Source organism: Marinifilum breve (assembly GCF_003202155.1).
Lineage (GTDB): Bacteria > Bacteroidota > Bacteroidia > Bacteroidales > Marinifilaceae > Marinifilum > Marinifilum breve.
In genome coordinates this window covers 152,417-174,205 of record NZ_QFLI01000008.1, presented here as the reverse complement: position 1 = coordinate 174,205, position 21,789 = coordinate 152,417, and the positions used below count along the sequence as shown (strand labels likewise).

Genomic DNA, 21,789 nt, shown 5'->3' with positions numbered 1-21,789 from the left:
CAACAATGAATACTGTAGTAGATAAATTTTTAAAATACGTAAAGTTCGATACCGAATCGGATACTGAAACAGGTTTAACACCGAGTACACCTGGTCAAATGGTTCTTGCAAAGGAGCTAGCAAAAGAATTGGAAGAAATTGGATTAGAAAATGTAAGTGTTGATGAGAATGGATATGTAATGGGAATCCTTCCTTCAAATATAGAAAAGGAAGTTCCAAAAGTGGGATTCGTTGCTCATATGGATACAAGTCCTGATTTCTCAGGAAAGAATGTAAAGCCTCAAATTCTGGAAAATTACAATGGCATGGATATCGTTCTAAATGAGGAGCAGAATATTGTAATGAAAGTGTCTGATTTTCCTGAATTGACAAATTATAAAGGTCAAACTTTAATTACAACAGATGGTACAACCTTACTTGGTGCCGATGATAAAGCCGGTGTTGCCGAGATTATAACAGCAGTTGAATACTTGGCTAAGAACCCTGAAATTAAGCATGGTCCTGTTCATGTTGGTTTTACGCCAGATGAGGAAATTGGAAAAGGAGCAGACTTTTTTGATGTTAAGAAATTTGGAGCAGATTTCGCTTACACTTTAGATGGTGGTGAAATAGGTGAGTTGCAGTACGAGAATTTTAATGCAGCCTTTGCTAAAATCACCTTTAAGGGACGAAATGTTCACCCAGGAATGGCAATAGACAAGATGATTAATTCTATGACTATTGCCAATGAGTTTGCAGCTCGTTTGCCTAAAGATGAAGTTCCCGAAAAGACGGAAGGATATCAAGGATTTTATCATTTAATAGCTATGAATGGAGGAGTAGAGAGCACTTCTCTTCAGTATATCATTCGTGATTTTGATATGACCAATTACGAAGCTCGAAAAAAGTTTATTGAAGATTTGTGTGCAGAGTATAATCAGAAATTTGGTGAAGGAACACTTATTCTTGAAATGACCAACCAATATTACAATATGCGCGAAAAGGTAGAGCCTGTGAAGTATGTTGTTGATATTGCCGAAGAAGCAATGAAAGAAGTGGGCGTTACTCCTATGGTGATTCCTATTCGAGGAGGTACTGATGGAAGCCGCTTGTCCTATATGGGCTTGCCTTGCCCGAATATCTTTGCAGGTGGACACAATTTCCATGGCAGATTCGAGTATGTTCCCGTTCAGTCTATGGAAAAAGCAGTTGATGTAATTCTGAAAATTGTAGAGATGATTTCGAAAAGATAAATAAGACTCATTATTTATAGAAAGGCAGCCAATAGGTTGCCTTTTTTTGCATATGAATAATTGTTAAATTTAAGTGAGCGAATCATTAAAAAGATCATCCTATTAAGCTTTGATATTACACATACATTAATAGACAGCCTTCTTCATGAATAAGATTTTAGTAACACTTTTGTTAGTGCTATCCATAATTCAAGCTAATGCACAAGAGAAATTTCGTATAGGTGCCTTTAGTTATTATCCCGCTATTTTTATGGATTCGGATGGTATTGTGAAAGGATTTTATGTAGATGCACTTAAAGAGGTTGAGGAACAAAATAACATACACTTCGAATATGTTTTTGGTTCGTGGGATATGTGTTTGGAGCGGATAAAAAATGAAGAAATTGATTTGTTGGTAAGTGTTGCATATACCGAAGAACGATCAATGTATATGGATTATGGCACGGAACCATTGCTAACTGTTTGGGGAGAAGTGTATGTCAATGCCGACTCTGAAATTGATGGAATTCTTGATCTGGAAGGGCAAAAAGTTGCCATTATGAAAGCAGATATCAATTCGTGGTATTTGCAGGACTTAACCCAAAAACTTTCTGTCAATTGTAAATTTGTCTACGCCAAGGATTCAGAGGAAGTATTCAAAATGTTAGCATACAATAAGGTAGATGCAGGAGTTGTGAATAATACTTTTGGAGCAGCGCAATCAAGAAAATATACATTGCGTTCTAGTGGAATTATCTTTAATCCTTTTGATATCTACTTTACAGTTAAGAAGGGAAAAAATGGAGAAATCCTAAATCTTTTAAATAATTATCTGAAGGAATGGAAATACCAAAGTAACTCTGTTTACAATAATTCCAGACAAGAATGGTCTCATGGTGAAATAGGGAGTATTACAGTATTTCCCACGTGGTTAAAAAATACCATTATTCTAATATCTGGTGTTTTAATACTATTATTAGCATTTGTGTTTTTCCTTCGATACCGGGTAAATGTTGTTACAAGAAAAGTAAAAAGAACCGAGGAGAGTTTTAGATCAGCGATATACTTTGCCCCATTTCCTATAATGATTCACGCTGAAGGTGGGGAGGTGATAACAATAAATGATGCATGGACAGATTTAACAGGCTATACTCGTAATGATATCGTTACAGTTCAGGAATGGACAGAGAAAGCGTATGGGACAGAAGGTAAACATGTTCGTAAATTAATTGAAGAACTTTATAATTCTGATAAGATAATAGAAGGTGGTGAATCAGAGATAATAACAACTTCAGGTAATATGGTAATTTGGGATTTTAGTTCGGCTCCACTTGGAGTATTAGATGATGGTAGAAAATTGGTGATCTCAATAGCTAAAGACGTAACTGAGAGAAAGAAATATGAAGCAGAATTAATATATGCCAAAGAAAGAGCAGAAAAGAGTGATTTATTAAAATCTGCATTTTTGGCAAATATGAGTCATGAAATCCGAACCCCTATGAATGGAATCCTTGGATTTGCAGATTTATTAAAGACTCCACAATTAAACAAAGAAAAGAAGACTCGTTATTTAGAAATTATATCGCAAAGTGGAAAGAGAATGCTAAGTATCATTAACGATATAGTAGACATCTCTAAAATTGAATCCGGACTCATCGAATTCAATATTCAGGAATCAAATATCAACAATCAACTTGAAGAACTTTACAATTTCTTTAAGCCAGAATTTGAAGATAAGGATGTGGAGTTGAGATGTTGTGACCTATTACTGAAGAAAGATGAATTAATAAAAACTGATGAAGAGAAAATATATGCAGTTTTAACCAATCTTCTGAAAAATGCCATAAAATATTGTGAAAATGGCTTTATCGATTTTGGATGTGTAAGAAAGAAGGAGTGGTTAGAGTTCTACGTGAAAGATACTGGTATTGGTATTGCAAAGGATAGGCAAAAAGCGATTTTTGAGCGTTTTATCCAAGCAGATATATACGATGTGAATGCGAAACAGGGAGCTGGTTTGGGACTTGCTATTGCGAAATCTTACGTTGAAATGCTTGGAGGAAAAATTTGGGTAGAAAGCAAATTAGGAGAAGGCGCCAACTTTTATTTTACCATACCCGTTCAACCAATTTTAATACAACAGATGAGTGATTTTGCAACAAAGTCATCGATTTGAATATGGAAAGAACCAATTTATTTCAACTTTTTCTCCAATATCTTTCCACCCCGAAACATAGCAATTAATACCGGATGTATCTCATCACCCAGCTTGCTTAAGCTATATTCTACCTTTGGAGGTATTTCGGGATATATCTTTTTCTCAATAAATCCAGATTCTTCCAATTCTTTAAGATTTTTACTAAGCATTCTATCGCTTACATCAGGAATGAGCTTCACCAATTCCGAATATCGTTTTGTACCTTGTTTCAGATGCAAAATAATGGTGGCCTTACGTTTTCCTTTTACGTAATTGATAAATGTATCTATGGGACAAATTCCTTTTTCCAATTTTTTTGAAATTTTTATTCATTGATAATCAGTAAATCAGAACAAAATGTTAGTATGTGATGTAATTGTAAGTTCTTGATTTGTAGATTAAATGAACGTATTTTTGTTGCAAGATAAGAATAAATAACAGAACCGTTATGGATAAAGAATTTAAAGCACTTCGTATTCGCGAAGAAAATGGAGAATACAAAAGAGAAATTGTAAGCAGAAAGATTGAGGATTTACCTGAAGGTGAAGTTTTAATTCGTGTGCGTTACTCATCATTAAACTACAAAGATGCCTTGTCTGTCTCTGGAAATAAAGGAGTAACCAGAAATTACCCTCACACTCCTGGTATTGATGCTGCAGGAGTTGTAGAAGAATCATCAAGTGATAAATTTAAAGTAGGCGACGAGGTAATTGTTACCAGCTATGATTTGGGAATGAATACCGATGGTGGTTTTTCTGATTACATTCGCGTTCCTGCTAACTGGGTGGTGGCATTGCCAAAAGAATTGAGTTTTCGAGATGCTATGATTTATGGAACAGCAGGTTTTACAGCTGCACTTTCTGTGTACAAGCTATTGGCATCTGGTCAAACACCAGAAATGGGCCCAGTTGTAGTTACAGGTGCTTTAGGTGGTGTAGGTAGTATTGCCATTAGTATCTTATCATCATTAGGTTTTGAGGTAACTGCTGCAACGTTCGATGCAACTGGTGATGAAGAGGTATTAAATGAGTTGGGAGCTAGCAACAGAATTTCAAAAGATATTACAGATGATCAATCGGGAAGACCATTGTTAAGACCACTTTGGGCTGGAGCAATTGATGTTATCGGTGGAAATACATTACATACATTATTGAAAGCGTGTAAGCCAATGGGTAGTGTAACTTGTTGTGGAAATGTTGGATCAGGAGATTTACCTATGACTGTTTACCCATTTATTTTAAATGGAATCAGTTTGATTGGTATCGATTCTCAAAACTGTCCAATGGAGTTAAGACAAAAAGTTTGGGACAAATTGGCTGCAGAATGGAATGTATACAAGCATAAGGAACAGGTAATTGAATCTTCTTTAGAAGATTTAAATGAGTATATCGACTTAATGTTACAAAAGAAAAGTAAAGGAAGAGTAATTGTGAAACTCTAAGGTTTCATTAGATGTTTATAGTTTGGGGCAGCCGGTTGGCTGCCTTTTTTGTTATTATTTAAGAAAGAGGCATTAATTTTTAATAAAAATAATAAGTAGTTTTGAAATTCCAGACTATAAAATCCATACCATGAAAAATACCTATTATCTCCTAATTGCTTTGATTGCAATTTTTGCAGCTTGTACAAAACAACAAAGTTTAATTGTTCCATTCTCAAACTCAGAAATTAAATATTCAGGAAGAGTCGATACTGCAAGTTTCGATCACGCAGAGCTCTATTGGTCGGGTAGCTCGATCAAAATAAACTTTGAAGGAGAATCGCTGAGTGCTTTAATGAAGGATAAAAAGGGGGATAACTATTATAATATCATCATCGATAAGGACAGTGTTGTACTGTTTCGCCCCGATACAATTAAGGAGTACCATGAATTGGTTACAAATTTGTCGCCAGGGAAACATAGTATAGAGTTGTTTAAACGTACTGAGTGGGATAGGGGAACAACAAACTTTTATGGTTTTAAGATTGATGGAAAAGCGAAGTTATTATCCAAAGCAGATGTGGCAAAAAGAAAAATAGAGTTTTATGGAAATTCCATTACAGCAGGATATGCAGTGGAAGATACTTCAGGAAATGATTCTCCGGACAGTACTTTTACGAACAATTATTTAAGCTATGCCTCAATAACTGCCAGATATTTCGATGCCGATTACCATTGTATTTGTAAAAGTGGAATTGGAATTACAATCAGTTGGTTCCCTTTCGAAATGCCCGATATTTACGATCGATTAAATCCTGCAGATTCAACTAGTCAATGGGATTTTTCTTTGTATGAACCTGATGTGGTGGTAGTGAATTTATTTCAGAATGATTCATGGTTGGTAAATATGCCAGAAAGGGATGAGTTCAAGAAGAATTTTGATGAAAAATCTCCAAGCGAAGAATATTTGATTCATGCATACCAGCAGTTTGTAGCAGGGATTCGAAATCACTACCCTAAAGCAGAAATCATATGCATGCTGGGAAATATGGATGCTACCAGGGAAAGATCCCAATGGCCTGGATATATTAAAAAGGCAGTTGCTGGCTTAAAAGATGATAAAATCTACACACATTTTGTTCCTTTTAAAGAAACAACAGGACATCCATCGATTAAGGAACAAGAGGAAATGGCCAATAGCCTGATTCAATTTATCGATGAAAATATTAATTGGTAAATTGGAAGAAATAAATATCTCTTCGTTTTATGAAGTATCTGATTTTAATTATTTTCTCGATTTGTACCCAATCCTGTTCTACTCAGGATCTTCAATCTTTTCATTTTCTGGAAGGGACTTGGCAAGTTGAAGGCAAACAACAATTCGAAAAATGGGACAAGTTCGAGGATGATTTGTTGGGAGAGGGATATAAGCTTGTTGATGGGAAAAAGCGGATTTTCGAAAAACTTGCCATAAAAGAAATCAGAGGTAGGATTATTTATCAGGCAACTGTTATAAATCAAAACGAAGGAGCTACAATATCATTTCCTTTAAATGATAAGCTTTCAGCATACTATTCATTTGAAAATCTGGAACACGATTTCCCCAAGAAAATCCAATATCAGAAAATAAATGAAACACGAATTAAGGTAAATGTTTTGGGAGACAATGAGCAAGGCTTTTCATATGTGATGAACAAAGTAACACCATAATAGCCTTAGTTTTTGCATATGAAATAAATCTATCAATTTTAGATCAGTTCATTATTGAAAGAAGTTGATTCGTTTACCCGTAAATCATATCGCCGACAATGAATGATGAATACATTTACCGATAAATCCTATCATCAACAACAAAAAAGTAGCACATTTATGGGTAAATCTTATCATTTGCCGAAAAAAGTATTGCATTTATCCGTAAATCATATCGCCGACAATGAATGATGAATACATTTACCGGTAAATCCTATCGTCAACAACCAACAAGTTGCACATTTACGGGTAAATCTTATCATTTGCTGAAAAAAGTACTGCATTTATCCGTAAATCATATCGCCGACAATGAATGATGAATACATTTACCGGTAAATCCTATCGCCAACAACTATCAAATATGTAGCATCCTAACTTTTAATCTAATAGTCTCAAACAATTAATTCTGATTTCATATTAGCTTGGTAAAATGCATCTATATTAGGGAGGGAAAGCAATTCTACGCATCTTTTACCTAAATTTGCGGCATGCGAAAACAGCTTACATTTCATATCAATAATCCAAGCAGGTTTAAGTACCAGCTTCTATTTTGGAGCAAGAAGTTCGAGTATGTTAGTATACTCGATAGTCATGAGGTGAATCAGAAAGTAAATTCGAAGGCCGAATACAATACCTACGAATTGGTTGCTGGTATTGATGCGCTTCAGATTATTGAACCCAAACAGGATTGTTTTCATCATTTGAAAGAGAGCATTGAAAAATCGAATGATTGGTGGTTTGGTTATTTGGGCTATGATTTAAAGAATGAGATTGAAGAGCTAAAGTCTGAAAATCATGATGGATTGGATTTTCCGGAAATGAACTTTTTCCGACCACGTTGGGTCTTCCTTTTGGATGCAGATACGCTGATTGTGCATTATTACGATGAGGAATTTACAGAAGATGAGGTGCTTTCTTTGGTTCAAAATCTTCAAGATATGGAATTGCCTAGCGAAAAGTCTATTTCTGTAAATCTAATTCATTCCAGAATCTCTCGTGATGAGTATTTGATGGCTGTTAATCGACTGAAAGATCATATTCGAAGAGGAGATATCTACGAGGTGAATTTCTGTCAGGAATTTTATGCCGAAGATTGCTACATTAAGCCTCGTGGCACCTATCAGAAACTAACCGAAGTTTCACCTACTCCTTATTCGGGCTTTTACCAAATGGGCGAGCAGTATTTGTTGTCGGCCAGTCCAGAGCGATTTATCAAGAAGGTTGGAAAGAAAATCATTTCTCAACCCATAAAAGGAACAGCTAAGCGAGGAGCAAACGAAGCCGAAGACAAGCAAATTAAGGAGATCTTGTTCAATGATCCAAAGGAGAGAGCAGAGAACATCATGATTGTAGATTTGGTAAGAAACGACTTATCGAGAACTGCAGAAAAAGGATCGGTAATCGTAGAGGAGTTGTGTGGGATTTATTCTTTTCCGCAGGTGCATCAAATGATTTCCACCGTTGTTTCGGAGCTTAAAGAAGGGGTACACTTTATAGAAGCCATTCGCCAATGTTTTCCAATGGGATCGATGACCGGTGCTCCTAAGGTTCGTGCCATGAAACTGATTGAAAAGTATGAAACAAGCAAAAGAGGATTGTTTTCTGGAGCTATTGGATACATTACACCTGAAGGCGATTTTGATTTTAATGTGGTAATCCGCAGCATACTTTATAATGCAAGAAATCATTATCTTTCGTTTATGGTTGGCGGAGCCATTACCATGCAGGCCGAGGCCGAGAAAGAGTACGAAGAGTGCATGTTAAAAGCCAAAGCCATCATGAAAGTTTTAAAAAACGAGTAGGGAGAGAAAAAATTAATGTGTTAAGTTGAATGTATTATATAAGATATTCATTTTCACATTACTCATTATTAATTATTAATTATTAATTACCAATTGATACCGTGTTTCGTAAGTTAGTTCGCTTTGTAGAAGAAGAAAATCTGTTTTATCGTGATGAAAAAATTTTGGTTGCGGTAAGCGGAGGAATCGATTCTGTTGTTTTGCTTCAGATGCTATTAAAAATGGAAGTAAACTGCGCCATTGCACATTGCAATTTTCATTTACGAGGCGATGAGTCGGATGGGGATTTTGAATTTGTTAAAAATCTGGCCAAGCAATACAATCTTCCTTTTTATTCTAAAGATTTTGATACCAAAGCTTACGCTGAAAGCAATAAACTTTCTATTGAAATGGCAGCTCGGGAATTGAGGTACGAGTGGTTCAATCAAATTCTGGAATTAGAGAATTATCAATACATTGCCGTTGGTCATCATGCCGATGATGTTGCAGAAACTGTATTAATTAACCTGGTAAGAGGCACTGGAATTCATGGCTTAACAGGAATCAAATCCAAATTGGGTAAGATTATTCGACCACTCCTTCCTTTCACCCGAAAAGAGTTGGAAGAGTTTGCCGAGAGCGAAGGTTTAAATTATCGCGAAGATTCAACCAACCGTGCAACCGACTTTGTAAGGAATAAAATTCGCCATCAGGTGATTCCGGTTTTGGAACAGATTAATCCAGCCATCAGAAAAACCATGAGCGAAAATGTTCAACGATTTAAAGAGGTTGAACAGATTTACAATGATGTAATTGAAGAGAATCGCTTGCATTTGGTATTTCAGAGGGAGAACCAGCTGTTAATTTCCATTGCTCGATTGCAAGAATTGCCTTCTCCATCATCTCATTTGTTCGAAATATTATCTCCTTACGGATTTCACCATCGTGATGTAAGAATGATTGCCAAATCTTTAGATTCTATTTCTGGTAAAAGGTTCTTTTCATCCACACACCAGATTTTAAGAGACAGAAAGTATTTGATTTTATCTGAACTGGAAGAATATGATTCCAACGAATATTTGTTGGAGGAAAAATCAGGTTTAATTGAGTTCCCAATAGAAATGGAAGCATCTTTTATTGATAGAACACCAAACTTTAAATTCCCAACCAATCCGGAAATTGCATGTTTAGATGCCAGTAAGTTGAAGTTTCCACTTAAGCTGCGTAAATGGCAAAAAGGAGATAGTTTCCGTCCGATAGGCATGAAGGGAAACAAGAAGATTTCGGATTTCTTTATCGATCAAAAGTTTTCGTTACAGGATAAGGAAAATACCTGGTTATTGATTTCTGGCGATAGAATTGCCTGGGTTGTTGGCCATCGTTTGGATGATCGATTTAAAATTACCCAAGAAACGACCAAGATATTTAGCTTGGAGTTGAAGTAGAATCCGGAAATATTACGGTGCTCTGCACCTAGCTTCCCACAATTATTACTGGCTATAAATATAGTGCAACTCTGTTGCTTGATTTACATGAATGAATATGGTAGGGAATACCTTAATCTTTTCTTTTGGGATATATTAAAGTATAGTGGTTGCGATTGGTTTTGATCCGCAATTTGGGTAAGAATTTGGCTTGGGAATTTAATTATCCTATAATAAAACGGTGCTGTGCACATGGCTTTCCACAATTATTATTGGCTATAAATATAGCGCAACTCTGTTGCTTGATTTGCATGATTATTTATATTTGGAACAGGGTATCTTAATCTTATAGAAGGGTATTGAATGTTTTTAAAAGGTGCAGAGCACCTATATATTTATAGGTCGATTCATTGTATTAAGAATGAGGTGCAGCGCACCGTAATATTTTGAGATTAAAAGCTAATACTTGATCCATAATTTATAAATTAGTCCTTTCGATTAAACAACTAACCAATAAACTCAAAACATGATAAAACTAAAACACAGCCTAGCCACTCTCTTCATAGGTCTCCTTTCGCTTTCAGGATTTTCTCAATCTCAGGAAATTAAAAGTGAGATTGAAGAGCTTAAGAATTACAATGAAAATTTAGATCACCGATTGGATCGTCTTCAAAAAATGGTAGATGATATCATTTGGTTCGAGAGAGTAGGAGATGTAGCTCATGTCGATAAATTATACATTTACGGACCACCAAAGTGGAAAGAGAAAAATCCAACGGCAAAAGGGGCAGGTAATCCTGTAAAGTTTTGGACCTATGCCTTTTTTCCAAAAAACTTAGATGTGAATAAGAAATATCCGCTTATGGTATTGCCACATGGTGGTGTACATGGCGATTTTACAACCTATTACACTCATATTGTTCGTGAGTTAATTGCTCAGGAATATATTGTTGTTGCTGCAGAGTATCGCGGCAGTACAGGATACGGTAAAGGCCATTACGAGAAAATAGATTACGGTGGATTAGAGAATGAAGATGTTTATGCCAGTCGCAATTACATGATTGAGAATTACGATTTTGTTGATGGAAACAGAGTAGGAATTATGGGGTGGAGCCATGGAGGAATGATTACGCTCTTTAATCTGTTTAATCACCCAAAGGATTACAAAGTTGGATTTGCAGGAGTTCCTGTAAGCGATTTGGTTGCACGAATGGGGTACATGACTCAATCTTATCGTGATTTGTATTCGGCAGAATACCATATTGGCAAAACAGCCAATGATAATTTGGCTGAATATCGCAGACGATCACCAGCCTGGAATACTCATAAGTTTCAGAATACACCCTTATTAATTCATACCAATACCAATGATGATGATGTAAATGTATTGGAGGTAGAGCATTTAATCAAATCGCTTAAAGCGGATGGAAAAACATTCGAGTATGAAATTTATCAAGCAGTACCAGGGGGGCATTCATTTGATAGAATGGATACAAAGAAGGCAAAAGAAATTCGCGTAAAGATTTATAAGTTTTTGTCGAAGCAATTAAAACCCAACAAACCAATTAAGACTTTAAAAGATATTCAGATAGCTGGTTATCGATTCTAAAAAAAGACAGCATAAAAAAAGAAGCATGACTTGAAAGCCATGCTTCTTTTGTATTTAATCTTTATCTATAAAGGAATGTTTCCATGTTTTTTAGGAGGATTTTGCTCGCTCTTATTGGCGCACATTTCCAAAGCCTGAATTAGTTTATATCTACTTTCTTTTGGTTGAATTACTTCATCGATATAACCCAATTCCGCCGCTTTATATGGATGGGCAAATTTATCTCTGTAATCTTCAATCGCATCAGCACGTTCAGAATCAGTTAATCCTTTGTGCATAATATTTACCGCCCCTTCGGCACCCATTACCGCAATTTCTCCAGTTGGGAACGAGTAATTAATATCGGCACCAATGTGTTTCGATGCCATTACATCGTAAGCACCACCATAAGCCTTACGGGTAATTAATGTGATCTTAGGTACTGTTGCTTCGGCAAAAGCATAAAGAAGTTTAGCGCCATGTTTTATAATACCACCATATTCTTGTGCTGTTCCAGGTAGGAAGCCAGGAACATCTACAAAAGTTACCAGTGGAATATTAAAGGCATCGCAGAAACGAACAAAGCGAGCCGCTTTAGTCGAACTATTAATGTCCAAAACACCAGCCATATTTGCAGGATTGTTTGCGACTATACCAACTGGTTTACCCGCTAATCTTGCAAAGCCTATGGTTATATTCTGAGCATACAATGGCATCACTTCAAAGAAATTGTGATCATCAACAACAGTTTCAATAATTTCTTTGATGTCATATGGTTTGTTCGGATCGGCAGGAACGATAGTCTGAAGTTTTTCATCTTCACGGTGAATGTTATCAGTACAAGGTTTTACCGGAGGATCTTCCATATTATTTGATGGCAAGAAGCTAATCAATTCTCTTAGCATCATCATGGCTTGTTCATCGTTGTCTGCGGTAAAATGAGCCACACCACTTTTCGAATTGTGGGTAAGAGCTCCACCAAGTTCTTCTTTTGTTACTTCTTCATGAGTAACAGTTTTAATAACATCCGGACCAGTTACAAACATGTAGCTTGTATCCTTTACCATCATAATGAAATCGGTAAGGGCAGGAGAGTACACTGCACCACCAGCACAAGGGCCCATAATTGCAGAAATTTGGGGAATTACACCTGAACCACGAACATTCTGGTAGAATATATCGGCATAACCAGCCAAACTTTGAACCCCCTCTTGAATTCTTGCTCCACCAGAATCATTTAATCCAATGATTGGAGCTCCCATTTTCATTGCCAATTTGGTGATTTTTACAATCTTATCGGCATTGGCTCTACTTAGCGAACCACCAAAAACCGTAAAATCTTGTGCAAATACGTATACCAAACGACTATCTACTTTTCCATATCCACAAACAACACCATCACCCAGAATTTTGTTTTTTTCCATTCCAAAATCTGTTGATCTGTGAGTTACCATCTTATCAACTTCAACAAATGTTTCAGGGTCAAGTAAGTCATTGATTCTTTCTCGAGCCGTCTTTTTTCCAGCTGCATGGTGTTTGTCAATTCTTTCTTGTCCACCGCCAAGTTCAGCAGATTTATTTAGTTCTTCAAACTTTTTGATTTTATCTTCTAATGTCAACATGTTTTATTTTATTACAAATTATTAATTGCGAATTTCAAATTGTGATGCAATTTGATTTAATCAATGTATACAAGAGGTTGATTTCCATCAATGGTGTCATCTTCTTTTACAAAGATTTCTTTCACAACTCCATCTTTCATTGCTTTGTATTCGCTTTCCATTTTCATAGCAGAAATAATGATTACAGTATCTCCTTTTTTCACCTCTGCGCCAAGTTCAACAGGTATTTTAACAACCTTTCCAGGCATAGGTGATGATATAGTACTTTCTGCTGTTTCAAGATCGCCAGCATTCCTTGCTTGCAAATACTTTGTTTCAGCATCAATAATTTCTGCATCGTATGAGTGATAAAATGTGTTGACAGTGTATTTTTTAGGTGTTCCATTTTCAATTAACTCAACATTGAACGAACGCCCTTTGTACATTACGGAGTAAACTCCACTTTCAACCTGTTGCATGTCTAAATCATACTCTCTGTCGTCCACTATGATTTTAATATGGTTGCCATCTTCAGCAAGAAGTTCAACCTTAGCAACTCGGTCATCTAATTTAATTTCTAGTGCCATAATTATTTTTTTTAAGTTGAACCATTTTAATTTTCACTTGCTCTGTAAACACTTCTTCGTCTACCGAAATCTTTCCATCGACTAGACTTAGAATCTTCTTGTCCTACTTGAGCATTCTTTAATTTGTGATGATAATCTAAAAAGGCAGTAACTATGGCCAGATCTTCGAATTGTTGCTTGGCTTCATCATCAGCTAGCAAAAATTCTTCATTGTTCTGAATAAAGTGGGTATCGTAAGTTCCTTCTCTAAAATCACGGCAATCCATGATTCTTTCCAGGAATTTGATTGAGGTTTTCACCCCAGTAATTTTGTATTCGTATAGGGCACGACGCATTCTTTCAATAGCTTCTTCGCGAGTACGGGCCCAAATGATTAATTTGGAGATCATTGGATCGTAATGAATAGGTATTTCATAACCTTCATAAACATATCCGTCAGTTCTAACTCCTAAGCCCATTGGTTCGGTAATGTGTGTAATTAAACCTGGACTTGGCATAAAGTTATTGTCGGTATCTTCTGCATAAATTCTGCATTCGATTGCGTGTCCAAACTGAAAAACTTCCTCTTGTTTGATATCTAGCTTTTGTCCTTCAGCAATCAGAATTTGCTGTTTGACAAGGTCGTATCCCGTAGTTCTTTCCGTAATTGGATGTTCTACTTGTAAACGAGTATTCATCTCCAGGAAGTAGAAATTGTGATCATTATCAGCAAGGAATTCGATGGTTCCGGCACCATAATAATCTACAGCTTTAGCGGCTGCTACGGCAGCTTCACCCATTTTATTGCGAAGTTCAGGAGTCATCATTGGAGAAGGGGTTTCCTCTACAACTTTTTGGTGACGACGTTGAACGGAACATTCACGTTCGCACAGATGAATTACATTTCCATGCTGATCACCCAAAATTTGAAACTCGATATGATGAGGAGAGGAAATGTATTTTTCCACATAAACGGAATCATCTCCAAATGCAGATCTGGCTTCGGATTTGGCAGCTCTTAATGCACTAAGGATATTTTCTTCCTTATCAACCATTCGCATTCCTTTTCCACCACCACCAGCAGAAGCTTTAATCATTACAGGAAGTCCTATTTCTCGGATCACTTTAAGGGCGGTTTCATCATCATCAAGATTCTCCTTTGTACCAGGAACAACAGGAACTCCTCCATCTATCATGGTTTGTCGAGCGGTAATTTTATCACCCATTGTTGATATTACTTCGGGTGTGGGCCCAATGAATATGATGCCTTCTTCCTGGCATCTTTTCGAGAACTCTGCATTTTCACTTAAAAATCCGTAGCCGGGATGGATGGCATCCGCTTTGGATTGTTTAGCTACTTCAATAATTTTTTCAATGTTCAGGTAACTTTCAGCAGATGCTGCGGGACCAATATGAAATGCCTGATCGGCATATCTTACGTGCATTGATGTTCTATCGACATCGGAATATACCGCAACGGATTTAATCCCTAATTCTCTACACGATCTCATTACGCGCAGAGCAATTTCTCCTCGATTCGCAACGAGGACTTTTGAAATCTTCGTAATCATAGTTTTGGTTAATTGTTAATTGGGCTTTGTAAAAGCCTTGTTTTAAGTCAATTATTTACCATTAGATTAGGAATACTTTCCCAAAAAAAAGATAATATACAGCATAAATATGTTGTACAGCATCTCAAAAATAATTAAAAAATCGAAGTTTCCAAGTAATTAAATATGAACATGTATCAATGTAACTTGACATAAAAACATGATAAAAGTCATGTGGAATACCTTGTTTTAGAGAGAATCTTAATACATATAAGAGTTTGTTTATACAGCTTTTTTAGGAGTTGTTTAATTATTTTTATTCAGCTTGTAACTGTCAGTTTATAAGTTTGTTGATTGTATATGCTTTGTTGAAAAGTAAATTTTTTAGTTTTTTACATTTTCATCAAATTCAAAACCTAAACTCTCTATTTCTTTTTTGATTTGAGATAAGTTAATGGAGGTACCAACCATACGTAAAATTTTCTGCTCAAGGTTAACTTCTGCAATTTTTATATTTTGTAAAGAGCCAATGTGTTTTTCAACACTATTCTTACAATGATTACAACTCATGCCATATACACTCACTAATTTTTCCTCTTTTTGGATTTCTTGTTCCGTGCTTTTGATCTCCTTTTTTGAGGATATATACTTTTGAATGTAGCCATTAAGTATTAGTAAGGACAAACTTGTACTGCTTCCCCATTTTAGCCAATTAGGAAGTTCCCAATGTCCTTCATGCCCTGACATGTGATGGTGTAATCCACCAAATGTAAACCATTCTCTTGGTAGAAAGTTGTCGATAAGTAATCCAAAAACAATTGCTCCACTAATTATTGAGATAAGATATGCCCACATCGTATTTTTACCAAGAACTTTATTCAATACGGTTATGGTTGCAGCATTGGTTGCAGGTCCGGCCATTAAAAATACAAGCGCGGCACCAGGAGATAAACCTTTCATCATTAAAACTGCTGCTACAGGAACAGATGAGGTCGCACAGATGTATAAAGGAATTGAAGCGATTAATATTACAAACATTCCAATTAAGTCGTTGCCAATAAAACTACTAAAGAAATCATCAGGAATTAGAACTGAAATAACTGCTGCTAAAAGCAAACCAATGATTAGCCATTTTGAAATATCTTGTAAGAACTCCACAAATGCATAATGGAAAAGTGTATACAGCTTTGACTTTTTCTTATTTTGTTTTGTGTCATTTGATTCGCAACCACAATCATCTTTTTCCGATGTAGTACAACAACTATTTGTTTGCTCAGGTGACTGAATTTCATCAGAATCATCTATTCTATTGGTTAAAACGCCACCAAAAAATCCAGTTGCCAAAGCAATGAAAGGCCTAATGATAGCAAATGGCAACCCCAATAAGGAATAGGTTACCAAAATGGAATCAATACCTGTTTGAGGAGTTGAAATTAAGAAAGAAACCGAAGAACCTTTGGTAGCACCGCTTTTAAAAAATGAAATTCCTGTTGGAATAACACCACATGAGCAGAGTGGTAATGGAATTCCGATTAATGAAGCATTTAACACTGATTTACTGTTCTTTTGTCCTAAATATTTGTCGATAATGCGTTGAGGAAAAGCCACCTTTAATACCCCAGCAAAAAAAAATCCTAGCATTAAATAAGGAGACATTTCATTTAGAATCTCAATAAAATCGTATATGAATTGGCTGAAATAATTCATTTTTTTTCTTCTAGTTAAATCCGTATTTGACTTCTCAAAGTTATTAAAATACTTAAACACAAATTATAGTTTCGGAATAAAAGACTCAAATGTCCAAAAATACCAACATGTAGGTATTTTTATTTATTAAGACTGAATCTAATTTTGTCGCAGATAATCACACTAACGATTATCAGAATTAAAACCTAAGAAAAAACGAAATGAAAAAAGTATTATTACTATTAGCAATCTGTTTTGCATTTGGTGTTGCTAATGCGCAAGATCAGAAAGAACCACAAAGCATTGGATCGACTATTTTAGAGAAGATTAAGGATGAGAAGTTAAGTATTGGTGGTTACGGCGAGGTTCACTACAATCAGCAAATTAGCGGTAATGAAAGATATAATGGAAAAATGGATGTTCATAGAATGGTTTTATTCTTTGGATACCAATTCAACGATAAAACATCTTTTGTAACTGAGATTGAGTACGAACACGTTAAAGAATTGTATGTAGAACAAGCATTCTTAAATTACAATATCAAGCCAAACACAAGTATTCGAGGTGGTTTGATGTTGGTACCAATGGGTATTATTAATGAATATCACGAACCAACTACTTTTAATGGTGTTGAGCGTCCTAGCGTTGATAAGTATATTGTTCCAACTACATGGAGAGAAATTGGGGTAGGTGTTACAGGTAGATTGGCTAATGCTCCTTTAAAATACCAATTGTACGTTATGAACGGATTTAACGGCTTTGATGGTAGCGGTAAATTAAGAGGATCTGATGGATTAAGAAAAGGTCGTCAAAAAGGTGCTGAATCTACATTTACATCTCCTTCTGTATCAGCAAAAGTGGATTTCTACGGAATTAAAGGTCTTAACCTTGGATTATCAGGTTACTTTGGGAAAACTCAATCATCAGAATTCAATGGTTTAGATAAAGATGATGATTTTGCAGAAGCAGTTGCCGATTCAACTCGTGTTGGTATCAGTATGTTAGGACTTGACTTACGTTACAAGCTTGATGCATTCCAGGTAAAAGGACAATACATTCACTCTTACATTAGCGATGTAAAAGAGTATAACGATAAGACTGGAAAAGATTTAGGAAAGCAAATGAGAGGTTACTATGTTGAAGCAGGGTACGACTTGTTGCATGGTAAAAAGCAAGCTTTAGTTCCTTTCGTGCGTTACGAAAATTATAACACGCATCACAAAGTTGATGGTATTACAGCTAACAAAGCATACGATCGTGAAGACTGGTTTGTTGGATTAAGCTACCATTTGGCTAAAGGAGCTGTTGTAAAAGTAGATTACCAAAGATTTAAGGATGGTAATGATTTGAAGAAAAACTTTATCAATTGCGGAGTTGGAGTTTGGTTCTAATTCGTAATTCTTGACAAATTATATGCTGCAAAGTGGGTGTAACAACTCGCTTTGCAGTTTTCTGTTATTTAAACTTACTATGAGATTATTGCGAATATTATTAGTTGCATCGATAGTGTTGATTTGTGGTAATGCAAATGCCAAAAAGTATCCAAAGCCAATTCAGAAAAGAATTGATAAAGCCATAAAGAGTGCCTTTGGTGCAGAAGAAGTAAAATTTGAAGATTTACCTGAGGCTTCATTTGATATTACAAGCTTTCCAGGTATCCAGAAAGTATCTGTTAGCAAACTAATAAATGAAGGAAACGAAATTGGAGTAGCAGGTTTTGCCAGTTCAAAAGGAAAAAATGATCTGTTTGATTATTTGGTTCTATTTGATGAATCAATGACCATTAAAAAAGTCGTAATTCTTGTGTACCGCTCATCATATGGAGGCGAAATAATGGCCAAATATTGGTTGAAACAGTTCGAAGGAAAGTATAACGGAGAACAATTTGAATTCAATAAAGATATTGATTCAATTTCGGGAGCAACCATATCAGCTCCAGCCATTACAAATGGAATAAAATCGCTTAGTTTGTTAATGGTTCATTTAAAAGAAACAGGAAAGCTTTAAAAGAACAGGTGTTCAATTAAGATTCGAAGACCAATAAGAATTAATACAATTCCGCCTAACACTTCGAATCTTTTACTGGTTTGACTTCCAATTTTTTTGCCCAGCAACATGCCAAGCATGGATGCAATAAAGGTTACAATACCAATTATTACCGCAGGCCACCAAATAAAAACATCAATTAATGCCATACTAAAACCAACAACAAGTGCATCTATGCTTGTTGCCACAGATATTCCAAGCAAAACAGTTAATTTTAGTGGATTAAAAGAGTTATCTTCTTCGTGCTTGGTTAAACTTTCGTAGATCATTTTACTTCCCAAACCGGCCAAAAGTATAAAAGCAATCCAATGGTCGAATTCTTTAATCAATTCGTTGATTTCCCAGCCTATAAACCATCCAATTACAGGCATTCCACCTTGGAACAGAGCAAGAAAGAATGCAATTTTTACAGCCTGTAGAAATCTGATGTCTTTAATTGCTAATCCACTGCAAACCGATGCAGCGAAAGAATCTACCGAAAGCCCCAATGCGATAAGAAAAATGCTTACTAGTTCCATGATTTATTAGATTGGGGGGCAAATATAGAAGGAAAATTTTAAGCTAAAAAAAGCGATTCTTAAAAAGGAATCGCTTTGTATTTGTTTAGATTTTGTCTACGCTATTTTTAGGCTAAGTATAAATTCACTGCCTTTATTTTCTTCACTCTTTACCCAAATATCTCCACCATTTCTTTCTGCGAACTCTTTACAAAGAATTAATCCCAGTCCACTGCCAGTTTCATCAGCTGTACCTACTGTTGTATAATTACAATCTAGTTTAAAGAGTTTCTCCTGGTTTTCCTTACTGATACCTATTCCAGAATCTTTAACTTTTAGGAATACAAATTCATCTTGTATATCGGCAGAGATGGTTATGTCTCCATTGTTTTCAGTGAATTTTAAAGCGTTACTAATTAGATTTCTAAGTATTGTACTAACCATATTGATGTCGCCATAAGCTTCTGTATGAGGAGGAATATCGGAACTTAATTTAATTGCTTTATCTGCAGCCTTCAATTTGAAAATAATAAGATTTGATTGAACCAAGTGATGCAGATCAAATTGTAATGGGTTAAATTCGAGTTCACCTCGTTGACTTTTTGCCCATTGTAATAAGTTTTCAAGCAAGTTAAACAGACTGTGCGACGATTCATTAATATTGGCATTGTATTCTTCAATCAAACCAAGATTTTGGCTCTCCTTTAATTCACTTTTGATCAACTCTGAAAATCCTAAAATAGAGTTGAATGGGGAACGTAAATCATGAGCGATAATGGAAAAGAATCTATCTTTTGTTGCATTTGTTACTTTTAGTTTTTGATTCGACTCTTCCAACATACCATTAATCTTATTGATTCTTTGGTTGATTTTTGTTTTTGATTTGTATAAAAAGTAAACCAGTATTAATAAGGACATTGTGATTACAAAAAACACAATCAGGTAGTTGGTGAATGCTTTTTCTTTATCTAATTTTTCCTGAGTTAACTCATTTGTTACTTTTAATATTTCGTTTTCTTTTTCTTTTTTTTCGGTTTCAAATTGGGTTTGCAAATGAGCGATTTTATCAGACTTATTGGCTTCTATTAGGCTGTCTTTAAGTTTATTGTAGTTCTCGTAAGTTTTGTAGGCTTTTTTATAATTCCCAGCCGAGTAGTAGTATTCCGATTTAAGCTGCAAGAAACTACGTTCTATTGTTTTTATCTTAAGTTTCTTGCATAATTTTAGACCTTCGGTTATAATATCGTAGGCTTTTTGCAATTTTCCTGTAAATAAATAAACTTTTGCTAGCGATTCCAGGTTATAAACAATATCCGTTTCTAATTTTAATTTTCTATTTATTGCCAGAGAATTATCGATATAAAATATGGCTTCTTTGATATTTCCAGTTTTGAAGTAGTTTTCCCCTATATTATTCATGGCTAGCGCCTCTCCTGCTTCGTTACCTATTTGGTTGTGGATGTTCAGACTTTTTTTAAAGAACTCTAAAGCTTTCGCATAATCTTTATTTTCTTGGTGAATGGTAGCTATATTGTTATATACTATAGCTTGAGAATCAAGATTTTTATCTCTGATTGCTAAATCAAGAATTTTTTGGTAGTATTCAAGGGCTATATTATTTCTACTTTCATCAGCATATATATTGGCTATATTGAGCAGTAAAACTAATTTTAAATTGGTGTCATTTAGATCCTCAGCAATGCCATATGCTTCTAAATATTTTTTCAAGGCTACCTCTAAATTACCACGTTCCCAGTATATGATTCCCAATCCATTCAGAATACTAGCATGAGTTCGATCGTTTCTTGATATTTTACAATATTCAATTGCGATATTAAAATTTTGTATAGCCTTGTCATATTCACTATTTTTAGAGAAATGGTAACCAAAAAAATGGTATACCCTTCCTAACATTGCAGTATCACTCAGGGAATAAGCTAATGCTTTAGCTTCTAAAAGATATTTATATGATTTTTCGGATTGTCCTAGTTGAGAATAACTGTTGGCTAAATTTAAGCCAGCTCTGAACAAAATCGATTTATCCTGATTGATTTTGGCGTGATTGTATGCTTTGTCAGCATATAGATTAGCACTGTCAAGATTAGTTGCAGTGTATTCATTGGAGATATTGATTAGTAATTTAGTTTTGCTAGTATCTGGTACTATTTTTAACTGCTTCTTTAGTTGATCAATTTTCTCTTGAGCAAAAATAGAATAGGGGAGAAGACAGAAAATTAATAATACAAGTTTAAGGGGAAATTGCATTTTATAAAAGATCGTTCGTTAACAATAGCTGTTTGGTGTACGTTAAAAAAGGGAATTTGTTATTTGGTTTTTGTTTATTTAGATTGGTTATTACTTGATTTATTATATGGCTTTATTAATGATTGCTAAATATACCATATTTTTCTAATTCGCAAGATATTAACATTAAAAAAGCTAAAGAATATCGTAAAAAAAACCTTTCCAAAAT

17 protein-coding genes are annotated in these 21,789 nt (G+C 35.2%); 10 read left to right on the top strand and 7 right to left on the bottom strand.

Going from position 1 to position 21,789, the window contains the following annotated elements:
* Positions 1-5 precede the first annotated feature (5 nt).
* Both pepT and DF185_RS16985 read left to right on the top strand, forming a co-directional pair.
* Positions 6-1,232 carry a peptidase T gene (pepT, locus tag DF185_RS16990; protein WP_110361957.1) on the top strand — a complete coding sequence of 409 codons (1,227 nt, stop codon included), beginning with the start codon at positions 6-8 and terminating at the stop codon, positions 1,230-1,232.
* A 145-nt stretch (positions 1,233-1,377) separates the two neighbouring features.
* Positions 1,378-3,387 carry a sensor histidine kinase gene (locus DF185_RS16985; RefSeq protein WP_110361956.1) on the top strand — a complete coding sequence of 670 codons (2,010 nt, stop codon included), beginning with the start codon at positions 1,378-1,380 and terminating at the stop codon, positions 3,385-3,387.
* A gap of 17 nt (positions 3,388-3,404) precedes the next feature.
* On the opposite strand, the gene DF185_RS16980 is transcribed toward DF185_RS16985, so the two are convergent.
* On the bottom strand, positions 3,405-3,719 hold the full coding sequence (locus DF185_RS16980; RefSeq protein WP_110361955.1) for a winged helix-turn-helix transcriptional regulator: 315 nt from the start codon (positions 3,717-3,719) through the stop codon (positions 3,405-3,407).
* A gap of 137 nt (positions 3,720-3,856) precedes the next feature.
* Here DF185_RS16980 and DF185_RS16975 point away from each other — a divergent pair, with 137 nt between their 5' ends.
* From DF185_RS16975 to DF185_RS16950, 6 genes are all read left to right on the top strand, one after another.
* Entirely contained in the window at positions 3,857-4,849 is a 993-nt protein-coding gene (locus tag DF185_RS16975; protein WP_110361954.1) for a YhdH/YhfP family quinone oxidoreductase, read from the top strand.
* Positions 4,850-4,979: 130 nt separating this feature from the next.
* Positions 4,980-6,065, top strand: a complete 1,086-nt coding sequence (locus tag DF185_RS16970) for an SGNH/GDSL hydrolase family protein (protein ID WP_110361953.1) — start codon at positions 4,980-4,982, stop codon at positions 6,063-6,065.
* 29 nt (positions 6,066-6,094) lie between these two features.
* On the top strand, positions 6,095-6,538 hold the full coding sequence (locus DF185_RS16965) for a DUF6265 family protein (protein ID WP_110361952.1): 444 nt from the start codon (positions 6,095-6,097) through the stop codon (positions 6,536-6,538).
* A 527-nt stretch (positions 6,539-7,065) separates the two neighbouring features.
* Positions 7,066-8,379, top strand: coding sequence for an aminodeoxychorismate synthase component I (gene pabB, locus DF185_RS16960; RefSeq protein WP_110361951.1), 1,314 nt, complete (start codon positions 7,066-7,068; stop codon positions 8,377-8,379).
* Positions 8,380-8,480: 101 nt separating this feature from the next.
* Positions 8,481-9,803 (top strand): tRNA lysidine(34) synthetase TilS, encoded by a 1,323-nt coding sequence (gene tilS, locus DF185_RS16955; protein ID WP_110361950.1) that lies wholly within the window; start codon positions 8,481-8,483, stop codon positions 9,801-9,803.
* 505 nt (positions 9,804-10,308) lie between these two features.
* On the top strand, positions 10,309-11,391 hold the full coding sequence (locus DF185_RS16950) for an alpha/beta hydrolase family protein (RefSeq protein WP_110361949.1): 1,083 nt from the start codon (positions 10,309-10,311) through the stop codon (positions 11,389-11,391).
* 65 nt (positions 11,392-11,456) lie between these two features.
* Here the strand turns inward: DF185_RS16950 and DF185_RS16945 are convergent, their stop codons facing one another.
* From DF185_RS16945 to DF185_RS16930, 4 genes are all read right to left on the bottom strand, one after another.
* Positions 11,457-12,992, bottom strand: coding sequence for an acyl-CoA carboxylase subunit beta (locus DF185_RS16945; protein WP_243421788.1), 1,536 nt, complete (start codon positions 12,990-12,992; stop codon positions 11,457-11,459).
* A gap of 56 nt (positions 12,993-13,048) precedes the next feature.
* On the bottom strand, positions 13,049-13,558 hold the full coding sequence (locus tag DF185_RS16940; protein WP_110361948.1) for a biotin/lipoyl-containing protein: 510 nt from the start codon (positions 13,556-13,558) through the stop codon (positions 13,049-13,051).
* Between the two features lie 26 nt (positions 13,559-13,584).
* Positions 13,585-15,108, bottom strand: a complete 1,524-nt coding sequence (gene accC, locus DF185_RS16935; RefSeq protein WP_110361947.1) for an acetyl-CoA carboxylase biotin carboxylase subunit — start codon at positions 15,106-15,108, stop codon at positions 13,585-13,587.
* A gap of 363 nt (positions 15,109-15,471) precedes the next feature.
* Positions 15,472-16,794, bottom strand: coding sequence for an SO_0444 family Cu/Zn efflux transporter (locus DF185_RS16930; protein WP_110361946.1), 1,323 nt, complete (start codon positions 16,792-16,794; stop codon positions 15,472-15,474).
* Between the two features lie 200 nt (positions 16,795-16,994).
* Between DF185_RS16930 and DF185_RS16925 the strand changes: the two genes are divergently transcribed.
* The gene (locus DF185_RS16925) at positions 16,995-18,164 is read left to right on the top strand and encodes a putative porin (protein ID WP_110361945.1); all 1,170 of its coding nucleotides are present in this window, start codon (positions 16,995-16,997) and stop codon (positions 18,162-18,164) included.
* 79 nt (positions 18,165-18,243) lie between these two features.
* Entirely contained in the window at positions 18,244-18,780 is a 537-nt protein-coding gene (locus tag DF185_RS16920; RefSeq protein ID WP_165836057.1) for an FMN-binding protein, read from the top strand.
* On the opposite strand, the gene DF185_RS16915 is transcribed toward DF185_RS16920, so the two are convergent.
* Together DF185_RS16915 and DF185_RS16910 are read right to left on the bottom strand one after the other, a co-directional pair.
* The gene (locus tag DF185_RS16915; RefSeq protein WP_110361943.1) at positions 18,777-19,337 is read right to left on the bottom strand and encodes a manganese efflux pump MntP; all 561 of its coding nucleotides are present in this window, start codon (positions 19,335-19,337) and stop codon (positions 18,777-18,779) included. The two genes, DF185_RS16920 and DF185_RS16915, sit on opposite strands and share 4 nt — an antisense overlap.
* A 96-nt stretch (positions 19,338-19,433) precedes the next feature.
* Positions 19,434-21,581: a tetratricopeptide repeat-containing sensor histidine kinase gene (locus DF185_RS16910; RefSeq protein ID WP_110361942.1), complete on the bottom strand. Its 2,148-nt coding sequence runs from the start codon at positions 21,579-21,581 to the stop codon at positions 19,434-19,436.
* Positions 21,582-21,789: the final 208 nt, after the last annotated feature.

Excerpts from the sequence above, each read along its gene's own strand:
- pepT (WP_110361957.1), top strand. The coding sequence starts at position 6 with ATGAATACTGTAGTAGATAAATTTTTAAAATACGTAAAGTTCGATACC.
- DF185_RS16985 (WP_110361956.1), top strand. The coding sequence starts at position 1,378 with ATGAATAAGATTTTAGTAACACTTTTGTTAGTGCTATCCATAATTCAA.
- DF185_RS16975 (WP_110361954.1), top strand. The coding sequence starts at position 3,857 with ATGGATAAAGAATTTAAAGCACTTCGTATTCGCGAAGAAAATGGAGAA.
- DF185_RS16970 (WP_110361953.1), top strand. The coding sequence starts at position 4,980 with ATGAAAAATACCTATTATCTCCTAATTGCTTTGATTGCAATTTTTGCA.
- DF185_RS16965 (WP_110361952.1), top strand. The coding sequence starts at position 6,095 with ATGAAGTATCTGATTTTAATTATTTTCTCGATTTGTACCCAATCCTGT.
- pabB (WP_110361951.1), top strand. The coding sequence starts at position 7,066 with ATGCGAAAACAGCTTACATTTCATATCAATAATCCAAGCAGGTTTAAG.
- DF185_RS16950 (WP_110361949.1), top strand. The coding sequence starts at position 10,309 with ATGATAAAACTAAAACACAGCCTAGCCACTCTCTTCATAGGTCTCCTT.
- DF185_RS16945 (WP_243421788.1), bottom strand. The coding sequence starts at position 12,992 with ATGTTGACATTAGAAGATAAAATCAAAAAGTTTGAAGAACTAAATAAA.
- DF185_RS16940 (WP_110361948.1), bottom strand. The coding sequence starts at position 13,558 with ATGGCACTAGAAATTAAATTAGATGACCGAGTTGCTAAGGTTGAACTT.
- accC (WP_110361947.1), bottom strand. The coding sequence starts at position 15,108 with ATGATTACGAAGATTTCAAAAGTCCTCGTTGCGAATCGAGGAGAAATT.
- DF185_RS16930 (WP_110361946.1), bottom strand. The coding sequence starts at position 16,794 with ATGAATTATTTCAGCCAATTCATATACGATTTTATTGAGATTCTAAAT.
- DF185_RS16925 (WP_110361945.1), top strand. The coding sequence starts at position 16,995 with ATGAAAAAAGTATTATTACTATTAGCAATCTGTTTTGCATTTGGTGTT.
- DF185_RS16920 (WP_165836057.1), top strand. The coding sequence starts at position 18,244 with ATGAGATTATTGCGAATATTATTAGTTGCATCGATAGTGTTGATTTGT.
- DF185_RS16915 (WP_110361943.1), bottom strand. The coding sequence starts at position 19,337 with ATGGAACTAGTAAGCATTTTTCTTATCGCATTGGGGCTTTCGGTAGAT.
- DF185_RS16910 (WP_110361942.1), bottom strand. The coding sequence starts at position 21,581 with ATGCAATTTCCCCTTAAACTTGTATTATTAATTTTCTGTCTTCTCCCC.